The organism is Kineococcus indalonis (genome assembly GCF_009906395.1).
Lineage (GTDB): Bacteria > Actinomycetota > Actinomycetes > Actinomycetales > Kineococcaceae > Kineococcus > Kineococcus indalonis.
The window spans coordinates 1-9558 of record NZ_JAAALM010000107.1; the positions used below are offsets into that span (position 1 = coordinate 1).

The 9558-nt window shown below is 76.6% G+C and carries 7 protein-coding genes; 6 read left to right on the forward strand and 1 reads right to left on the reverse strand.

Annotated elements, in window-relative coordinates; genetic code table 11:
* Positions 1-1607 (forward strand): amidase (locus tag GTR00_RS07595; RefSeq protein ID WP_205705290.1); only part of this gene is annotated, 1607 nt, incomplete at its 5' end.
* A gap of 184 nt (positions 1608-1791) precedes the next feature.
* Complete coding sequence (locus tag GTR00_RS07600) at positions 1792-3147, forward strand: sensor domain-containing phosphodiesterase (protein WP_166611025.1); 1356 nt, start codon at positions 1792-1794, stop codon at positions 3145-3147.
* On the opposite strand, the gene GTR00_RS07605 is transcribed toward GTR00_RS07600, so the two are convergent.
* Complete coding sequence (locus GTR00_RS07605; protein ID WP_166611026.1) at positions 3098-4504, reverse strand: GH1 family beta-glucosidase; 1407 nt, start codon at positions 4502-4504, stop codon at positions 3098-3100. The two genes, GTR00_RS07600 and GTR00_RS07605, sit on opposite strands and share 50 nt — an antisense overlap.
* 107 nt (positions 4505-4611) lie before the next feature.
* Here GTR00_RS07605 and GTR00_RS07610 point away from each other — a divergent pair, with 107 nt between their 5' ends.
* From GTR00_RS07610 to GTR00_RS07625, 4 genes are all read left to right on the forward strand, one after another.
* Positions 4612-5505 carry a LysR family transcriptional regulator gene (locus GTR00_RS07610; RefSeq protein WP_166611027.1) on the forward strand — a complete coding sequence of 298 codons (894 nt, stop codon included), beginning with the start codon at positions 4612-4614 and terminating at the stop codon, positions 5503-5505.
* Between the two features lie 151 nt (positions 5506-5656).
* Positions 5657-6574, forward strand: a complete 918-nt coding sequence (gene kdgD / locus GTR00_RS07615; RefSeq protein WP_166611028.1) for a 5-dehydro-4-deoxyglucarate dehydratase — start codon at positions 5657-5659, stop codon at positions 6572-6574.
* Between the two features lie 86 nt (positions 6575-6660).
* Positions 6661-7929, forward strand: a complete 1269-nt coding sequence (locus GTR00_RS07620) for an enolase C-terminal domain-like protein (protein ID WP_166611031.1) — start codon at positions 6661-6663, stop codon at positions 7927-7929.
* Between the two features lie 26 nt (positions 7930-7955).
* Positions 7956-9476 (forward strand): aldehyde dehydrogenase (NADP(+)), encoded by a 1521-nt coding sequence (locus GTR00_RS07625; RefSeq protein ID WP_166611029.1) that lies wholly within the window; start codon positions 7956-7958, stop codon positions 9474-9476.
* Positions 9477-9558: the final 82 nt, after the last annotated feature.

Here is a 9558-nt window from a genome sequence, read left to right on the forward strand (position 1 = left end):
CCGCCACCACCGCCGGGGCGGGTGCGCAGGAGCGCGCGGGGCGGGCGGCGCCGACCGCGCAGCGCTCCGCGGCCACCGCCGCCGTGCGCGGCGTGGACCTGGACTCCGCCACCATCCCGCTGCTGCAGGAGCGCATGGCCGCCGGCGAGCTGACCGCCGTGCAGCTGACCCGCGCGTACCTGCAGCGCGTCCGCCGGGTCGACCCGGACCTGGGCGCGGTGCTGGCCGTGAACCCCGACGCCCTCGCCGAGGCCCGCGCCAGCGACCGGGTGCGCCGCCACGACGGCCCGCGCGGGCCGCTGGAGGGCATCCCGGTGCTGCTGAAGGACAACGTCGACGCGCAGGGCATGGCCACCACGGCCGGCTCGCGCGCGATGCTGGGCACCCGCCCCGACGACGCGACCCTGACGGCGAAGCTGCGCGCGGCCGGTGCGGTCGTGATCGGCAAGGCGAACCTGTCGGAGTGGGCGAACTTCCGCGGCGACGCCTCCACCAGCGGCTGGAGCGGCGTGGGCGGGCAGACCGGCAACCCGTACGTGCTGGACCGCAACCCGTGCGGCTCCTCCTCCGGCTCGGCGGCGGGGGTGGCGGCGTCGCTGGCGCAGGTGGCGATCGGCACCGAGACGGACGGCTCGATCGTGTGCCCGGCGGGCGCGAACGGCGTCGTGGGCGTCAAGCCGACGCTGGGCCTGGTCAGCCGCGACGGCGTGGTGCCGATCTCCGCGGAGCAGGACACCGCCGGGCCGATGGCCCGGCACGCGGTGGACGCCGCGATCGTGCTGGACGTCATCGCCGGGCAGGACCCGGCGGACGCGGCGACCCTGGCGGCCCCGGACGCGGACGTGGACCACGCCGCCCTGGACGCCGACGCCCTGGACGGCGCCCGGGTGGGGGTGTGGACGCTCAGCGAGGAGGAGCGCGAGGCCGTGGGCCCGGACACCGCGGAGGTGTTCGACCGCGCCGTGAAGGAGATCGAGGCGGCCGGGGCGACCGCGGTGCCGGTGCAGCTGGACCACCTGGACCTCGTCGGGCAGAACGAGGGCCCGGCGCTGACGGCGGAGTTCAAGAGGGACCTGAACGCCTACCTGGCCGCCACCCCGGGCGCGCCGGCGGACCTGGCGGCGATCATCGCGTTCAACGAGCAGGACCCCGTGGAGCTGGCGCGCTTCGGCCAGGAGACCATGATCGCCGCACAGGCGGGCGAGCTGCCCGCGGACGACGCGCAGGTGCGCGCCGCGCGCATCGTGGCCCGCTCGCTGGCGCAGGCCTCGATCGACGAGGCGCTGGCGCAGGGGCCCGGCGCGCAGGACGACCTGGACGCGGTCGTCGGCCTGACGGGCACCCCGGCGTGGGAGACGCGCTACCGGTCGGTGGACGGGGAGGCGGACCGCTTCGCGTACGCCACCTCCACGCCCGCGGCGGTGGCCGGCTACCCGAGCGTGGCGGTGCCGGCCGGGTTCGCCGGCCCGCGCGGGGCGCTGCCGGTGGGGGTCTCCTTCACCGGCGCGCGCTGGGACGACGCGGGCGTGCTGGACCTGGCGTACTCCTTCGAGCAGGCCACGCACGCGCGCCGGGCGCCGGGATACCTGCCCACGCTGGGCGGGTGAGGCGCGGGGTGCCGACGCGGCGCGCGCCGCGTCGGCACCCCTCCGGGCGGCACCCCGCCGCACGCGAAACTCCTTTCCGTGACGTATCGACTACGCAACGGCAGACTGGGGGTGCCGCGCCACCCGGCGCGGACAGCTCCGCGCAGCCGCCCGCGGAGGAGGACCGTCCGCCCGAGGAGGCCGCGTGGGCCAGCCACCGCACCGCTCCGACCTCCAGCACCACGACCTCGAGCAGCCCGAGCCCGTCGAGGACCCCGGCGCCCCGGAGGTCCAGCGCCTGCTCGACCTGGCGCGCACCCACCTGGGCACCGACATCGCGTGGGTCTCGCTCTTCTCCGAGGGGCGCCAGCGCATCAGCGCCCTCAGCGGCCGCGGCGAGGACATGCACGTCGCGCAGGGCGACGCCCCGCCGCTGCAGGAGTCCTTCTGCGTGCGGGTGCTCGCCGGCACCCTGCCCGCCGTCGTCCCCGACGCCCGCCGCGACCCGCGCACCCGCGACCTGGCGGTCACCGGGCAGCTGGGCATCGGCTCCTACGCCGGCGCCCCCCTGCTCGACGCGGCGGGCCGGCCGGTGGGGATGCTGTGCTGCCTCAGCCGCGGGCCGGACCCCCGCATGGACGAGCGGGCACCGCGCTACCTGGCGCTGGTCGCCGACCTCATCAGCGACCACCTGGCCAGCCCGCTGGCCCGCGAGCGCCGGGCGCTGCAGCAGACCCGCACCCGGGTGCAGCGGCTGCTGGAGCGGCAGGACCTGCGGGTCCTCTTCCAGCCGGTGCTGCGGCTGGGCGACCGCGGCGTGGTCGCGCACGAGGCGCTGGCGCGCTTCGGCGGGGAGGACTTCCCCCGCCCGGACCTGGCCTTCGCCGCGGCGGGCCGGGCGGGCCTGGGGGTGCAGCTGGAGCTGCTCGCCGCCCGCACGGCCCTGGAGCAGCTGGAGCGGGTCCCGGCGGGCACCGCGCTGAACGTGAACCTGTCGGCGGAGGCGCTGGGCGACGAGGAGGTGCAGGGCGTGCTGCTGCAGCACGCGCACCGCGCCGCGCGCACCGGCCGCTCGGTCACCGCGGAGATCACCGAGCACGTGCAGGTCACCGACTACCCCGCGCTGGTGGAGGCGGTGCGGCGGGTGCGCTCCGGCGGGGTGCGCATCGCGGTGGACGACGCCGGGGCGGGGTACGCCAGCTTCCGGCACATCCTGCAGCTGCACCCGGACACCATCAAGGTCGACGTCAGCCTGGTGCGCGACGTGGACGTGGACCCGGTGCGCCAGGCGCTGACGCGCTCGCTGGTGGACTTCGCCGCCGACGTGGGCGCCTCCCTGGTCGCCGAGGGCGTGGAGCAGCCCGCGGAGTCGGAGGCGCTGAGCCGCCTGGGGGTGCGCCTGGTGCAGGGCTTCCTGTTCGGCCGGCCGGCCCCGGCGCCGCGGGGGGCGCCGGGGCCGGGGGTGGTGGACCTGTCGGGGTCGGGGTCGGTGGTGCTGGGCGAGCCCGGCGTCAGCGGGGCGGCTGCGCGCCCTCGCGAACGGCGCGCTGGGCGGCCGTGAGGCGCTGGAACCAGCGGTAGCTGTCCTTGGGGGTGCGCACCTGCGTGTCGTAGTCGACGTGCACGATCCCGAAGCGCTGGTCGTAGCCGAAGGCCCACTCGAAGTTGTCCATGAGCGACCACACGTAGTACCCGCGCACGTCGGCGCCCTTGGCGACCTGCTCGGCCAGGCCCGCCAGGTGCCCGGCGAGGTACTCCACGCGGTCGGTGTCGTGCACGACGCCGTCCTCGCCGACGACGTCGGCCTCCGCGGAGCCGTTCTCGGTGATCCACACCGGCGGGCAGTTCGGGTAGCGCTCGAAGACGTCGGCGACCAGGCGCCCCAGCGAGGGCGGGTCCACCGGCCAGCCCATGGTGGTGCGCCGCAGCTCGGGGCGCTCGACCTGGCGCACGCCCACGTCCATGGCGGTGCGCTCGGCGGGGTCGGGCTCCTCGTGCGGGGCGTCGGCGACCACGGCGGGCGTGTAGTAGTTGATGCCGAGGAAGTCGATCGGGGCGCCGATGACCTCCAGGTCGCCCTCGCGGCGGTAGGAGCCGTCGGCCAGCTCGCCCCACGTCTCGCGCTCGGAGGCCGGGTAGCGCCCGGCGAGCAGCGGCTCGGTCCACACGAGGTTGTGCTGGGTCAGCGCGCGCAGCGCCGCGGCCCGGTCGGCCTCGGAATCGGTGGCGGGGGTGACCAGGTCCAGGTTGAGGGTGATGCCGACCTCGCGGGCGCCGGCCTCGCGCAGCTGCGCCACGGCCAGGCCGTGCCCGAGCAGCAGGTGGTGGGCGGCGGCCAGCGCGGGGGTGCCCTCCTTCGCGCCGGGGGCGTGGTGGCCGTTGGCGTAGCCCAGGAACGCCGAGCACCAGGGCTCGTTGAGGGTGATCCAGCGGCCGACGCGGTCGCCGAGGGCGTCGACGACGAGGCGGGAGTACTCCGCGAAGCGGTGCGCGGTGTCGCGGGTGCGCCAGCCGCCGGCGTCCTCCAGCTCCTGCGGCAGGTCCCAGTGGTACAGGGTGACGGCCGGGTCGATCCCCTTCGCCAGCAGCTCGTCGACGAGGCGGTCGTAGAACGCCAGGCCGGCGGGGTTGGCCGGGCCGCGCCCGCCGGGCTGCACGCGCGGCCAGGCCACGGAGAACCGGTAGGAGTCCACCCCGAGGTCGGCCAGCAGCGCGACGTCGTCGCGGTAGCGGTGGTAGTGGTCGCAGGCGACGTCGCCGGTGGCGCCGCCCAGGGTCTTGCCCGGGGTGCGGCTGAAGGTGTCCCAGATGGAGGGGGTGCGCCCGTCCTCGGCGACGGCACCCTCGATCTGGTAGCTGGCGGTGGCGGCGCCCAGCACGAAACCCGGCGGGAACGTCGGCAGCTCGGGGGTGGTCACGGGTCCTCCTGGTGGCGGGGCGGGGCGGTCGGTCCGAGCGTCCCGTGCGGCGGCGCGACGATACCGTCCCGGCACGGACGGCGTCCCCGCACGGGTAGCGTCCCGGCATGGCGATGACGCTCGAGCAGCTGCGCGGTTTCGTCGCGGTGGCCGAGGAGCTGCACTTCGGGCGGGCGGCGCAGCGGCTGCGGATGACGCAGCCGCCGCTGAGCCGGCAGGTGCAGAAGCTGGAGCGCGCGGTGGGCGCGCAGCTGCTGGAGCGCGACAACCGCCGGGTGGTGCTCACCGCGGCCGGGGCGGCGTTCCTGGCGGACGCGCGCCGGCTGCTGGCGCTGGCCGAGGCCGCGCCCGTGACCGCGCAGCGGGTCTCCGCCGGTGCGCGCGGGGTGGTGCGCATCGGGTTCACCGCCGCCTCCACGTACGGCCCGCTGGGGGAGCTGCTGAACGCGCTGGGGCGCGAGCTGCCCGGGGTGGACCTGGAGCTGCGCGAGCTGGTGACGCGCAGCCAGGTGGAGGCGCTGCGGCACGACGAGCTGGACCTGGGCCTGGCCCGCCCGCCCTTCGAGGCGGCGGAGTTCGCCTCGCGCTGCCTGCACCGCGAGGCGCTGCTCGTGGCCCTGCCCCGCGGGCACCGCCTGGCCGCGCTGCAGCGCCCGGTCGGCGCGCGCGACCTGGCGGGCGAACCGGTCGTGATGCACTCGCCCACCCGGGCGCGCTACTTCTACGACCTCGTCGTCTCCTCGGTGCCGGTGGCGCCCGGCGACGTCGTGCACACCGTCGAGCAGGTGCTGACGATGCTGTGGCTGGTGCAGGCCGGGCGCGGCCTGGCGTTCGTGCCGGCCTCGGCGGCGCGCCTGGGCATCGAGGGCGTGCAGTACGTGCCGCTGGCCACCGCCGAGCCGGAACCGGTGGAGCTGCACCTGCTGTGGGCGCGCTCCTCGCGCAACCCGGCGCTGCGGCGGGCGCTGGAGGTGCTCGGCGCGGGCACCGCCGGCCCCTGACGCCCCGCTCGCCCTCCCATGCCCGGCGGGCATCGCGCGATGCGGCAACGGTCCTGTACGGGCATCGAGGCGCGTTCGTACGGTGGGCCCACCCGTGGCCGCGGACGCCCGAGCCGACCTCCGCGCACCGACCGACCCGAGGACGTGTCCCATGCCGCTCGCCCCCGAAGAACTCGCCGCCGCGCTGGGTTCGGGCCTGCTCTCCTTCCCGGTGACCCACTTCGACGACGACCTGCGCGTCGACGAGGCCCGCTACCGCGAGCACCTGGCCTGGCAGGCGTCCTTCGGCGTGGCCGGCCTGTTCGCCGGCGGCGGCACCGGGGAGGGCTTCTCGCTGACCTCCGCCGAGCACGACCGCGTCGTGCGCGCGGCCGTGGCGGAGGTCGGCGGGCGGGTGCCGGTCGTGGCCGCGGCCACCGGCGGCACGGCGCAGGCCGTGGAGCAGGTGCGCGCCGCGCAGGCCGCCGGCGCCGACGGCGTCCTGCTGCTGCCGCCGTACCTCACCGAGGCCGGGCAGGCCGGGCTCGTCGAGCACGTCAGCGCCGTGTGCGCGGCCACCGACCTGGGCGTCATCGCCTACAGCCGCGCCAACGCCGTGCTGGAGGACGTCACCGTCGAGCGGCTCGCCGACCGCAACCCCAACCTCGTCGGCCTCAAGGACGGCGTGGGCGACATCGAGCGGATGACGCGCACGTACGCGCGCCTGGGCGATCGCCTGCTGCACGTCGGCGGCCTGCCCACCGCCGAGACGTCCGCGCTGCCGCTGCTGCAGCTGGGGGTCACCACGTACTCCTCGGCGATGTACAACTTCGTGCCGGAGTTCGCGCTGGAGTTCTTCGCCGCCGTGCGCGCGCAGGACCGCGCGGAGGTCTACCGCAGGCTCAACGAGTTCGTGATCCCCTACCTGGACATCCGCGACCGGCAGAAGGGCTACGCCGTCTCCATCGTCAAGGCCGGCCTGACCGCGGTCGGCCGGCACGGCGGGCGGGTGCGCCCGCCGCTGACCGACCTGCGCCCCTCCGAGCTGGCCGAGCTGACCGCCCTGGTCGAGGAGGTGCGCCGGCGGTGAGCGCGCCGACCGCGGGGACGGTGCTGCCCGTGCGCACCCCGACCGTCACCTCGGTGGAGGTGGTGCCGGTGGCCGGGCACGACAGCATGCTGCTGAACCTCTCCGGCGCCCACGCCCCGTTCTTCACCCGCACCCTCGCGATCGTCACCGACAGCGCCGGGAACACCGGCCTGGGCGAGGTGCCCGGCGGCGAGGCGATCCGCCGCACGGTCCAGGAGGCCGGCGAGCTGCTGGTGGGGCAGCCGATCGCCCGCTACGCGCAGCTGCTGGCGCGCGTGCAGCGCACCTTCGCCGACCGCGACGCCACCGGCCGCGGCCTGCAGACCTTCGACCTGCGCACCACCGTGCACGCCGTCACCGCGCTGGAGTCCGCGCTGCTGGACCTGCTGGGCCAGCACCTGGGCGTGCCGGTGGCCGAGCTGCTCGGCGAGGGCCGGCAGCGCGAGCGCGTGCCGGTGCTCGGCTACCTGTTCCACGTCGGCGACGCCGCCGCCAGCGGCCTGCCGTACGTGCGCGAAGCGGACCCCGCCGACGACTGGGAGCGGCTGCGCCGCGAACCGGCCCTGACCACCGGGGCCGTCGTCGCCCTGGCCGAGGCCGCGCAGGAGCGCTACGGGTTCGCCGACTTCAAGCTCAAGGGCGGGGTGCTCCCCGGCGAGCAGGAGGCCGAGACCGTGCGCGCCCTGGCCGCCCGCTTCCCCGGCGCGCGCATCACGCTGGACCCCAACGGCGCCTGGCCGCTGGAGCAGGCCGTGGCCCTGGGCCGGGAGCTGCGCGGCGTCCTGGCCTACGCGGAGGACCCCTGCGGCGCCGAGGGCCCCTACTCCGGGCGCGAGACGATGGCGGAGTTCCGCCGCCGCACCGGCGTGCCCACCGCCACCAACATGATCGCCACCGACTGGCGGCAGCTGGCCCACGCCGTGCGCGCGAACGCCGTGGACATCCCGCTGGCCGACCCGCACTTCTGGACGATGCGCGGCTCGGTGCGCGTGGCGCAGCTGTGCGAGGACTTCGGCCTGACGTGGGGCTCGCACTCCAACAACCACTTCGACGTGTCCCTGGCGATGTTCACCCACGTCGGCGCCGCCGCCCCCGGGGCGATCACCGCCCTGGACACGCACTGGGTCTGGCAGGACGGGCAGCGGCTGACCCGCGAGCCGCTGCGCATCCGCGACGGCGCGATCGAGGTGCCGCAGCGCCCCGGCCTGGGCGTGGAGCTGGACCGCGACGCCGTGGAGGCGGCCCGACGGCTCCACGACGAGCACGCCCTGGGGGCTCGCGACGACGCCGCCGCCATGCGCACCATCGTCCCGGGGTGGACGTTCGACCCCGAGCGGCCCGCGCTGCAGCGCTGACCGACCGACCCGAGGAGGAGAACGCCGTGACCGACGTCGTCAGCACCGACCCCCGCACCGGACGGGCCGTGGAGGTGGTCGCCCCCGAGACGACCCCCGAGCAGGTGGCCGCCCTGTGCGAGGCCGCGCTGGCCGCCGCGCCGGCCCTGGAGGAGATGGGCCGCGAGCGCCGCGCCGGTCTGCTCGACGCCCTGGCCGACGCGCTGGAGGCGCGCCGCGAGGAGGTCGTGGCCCTCGCCGACCGCGAGACCGCGCTGGGCGCCGCGCGCCTGGAGGGGGAGCTGACCCGCACCACCTACCAGCTGCGCCTGTTCGGCGAGGTGCTGCGGGAGGGCTCCTACCTGGAGGCCACGGTCGACCACGCCGGCCAGAGCCCGATGGGCCCGCGCCCGGACCTGCGCCGCATGCTCGTGCCGATCGGCCCGGTGGCGGTGTTCGGGGCGAGCAACTTCCCGCTGGCGTTCTCCGTGCCCGGCGGCGACACCGCCTCAGCGCTGGCCGCCGGCTGCCCGGTGCTCGTCAAGGCGCACGGCTCGCACCCGGCGACCTCCCAGCTCGTCTTCGACGTCCTGGCCGCCGCCGCGCGCGACTTCGGCGCCCCCGCCGGCACCCTGGCGGTCGTGCACGGCCAGCAGGCCGGCGCCGACCTCGTCGCGCACCCGGCGGTGCGCGCGGTGGGGTTCACCGGTTCGGTCACCGGCGGCAAGGCGCTGCTGCGCATCATCGAGTCCCGCCCGGACCCGGTGCCGTTCTTCGGGGAGCTGTCCAGCCTGAACCCCGTCGTGGTCACTCCCGCGGCGGCCGCCGAGCGCGGCGAGCGCATCGGCCGCGAGGCCGTGGCCTCCTTCACCCTGGGCGCGGGGCAGTTCTGCACCAAGCCGGGCCTGGTGTTCGTGCCCGGCGGGCAGGACGGCGACGCCGTGGTCGCCGCCATGACCGAGGCGGTGCGGCAGGCCCCGGCGCAGGTGCTGCTCAACGAGGGCATCGCGAACTCCTACGGCCGCACCAGCGGCGAGCTGGCGCAGCTGCCGGGGGTGAGCACGCTGGCGCGCGGCGCGCAGCCGGAGGGCGGCGAGGGGTTCACCGCGGTGCCGCTGCTGCTCTCGGCGGACGCGCTGGACCTGCCGCACGAGGTCACCGAGGAGTGCTTCGGCCCGGTGAGCACCGTGGTGCGCTACGAGGACGAGAAGCAGCTGATCGCCGCCCTGGAGGACTTCCCGTCCTCGCTGACGGCGACGGTGCAGCGCGGCGAGGGCGAGACGGAGCTGCCCGCGACGCTGGCGCGGGCGCTGCGCCCGCTGGCCGGGCGCGTCCTCTTCGACGCCTACCCCACCGGGGTGGCGGTCTCCTGGGCCCAGCACCACGGCGGCCCGTGGCCCTCGACGAACTCCCAGCACACCTCCGTGGGCACCAGCGCGATCCGCCGGTTCCTGCGCCCGGTGACCTGGCAGGGCGCCCCGGCCGAGCTGCTGCCCGCCGAGCTCACCGACGGCTTCACCGGCATCCCGCGCCGCGTCGACGGCGTCCTGCGCACCCCCGAGGGCTGACCCTCCCCCCTGCGGTGATCGAGGAAGTCGCCACTTGCTCGATCACCGCAGGGGGGAGGGTCAGCCCTCGGGGGTGCGCAGG

Coding starts and splice junctions, on each gene's coding strand:
- GTR00_RS07610 (WP_166611027.1), top strand. CDS start 4,612: ATGGCGATGACGCTCGAGCAGCTGCGCGGTTTCGTCGCGGTGGCCGAG.
- kdgD (WP_166611028.1), top strand. CDS start 5,657: ATGCCGCTCGCCCCCGAAGAACTCGCCGCCGCGCTGGGTTCGGGCCTG.
- GTR00_RS07620 (WP_166611031.1), top strand. CDS start 6,661: ATGCTGCTGAACCTCTCCGGCGCCCACGCCCCGTTCTTCACCCGCACC.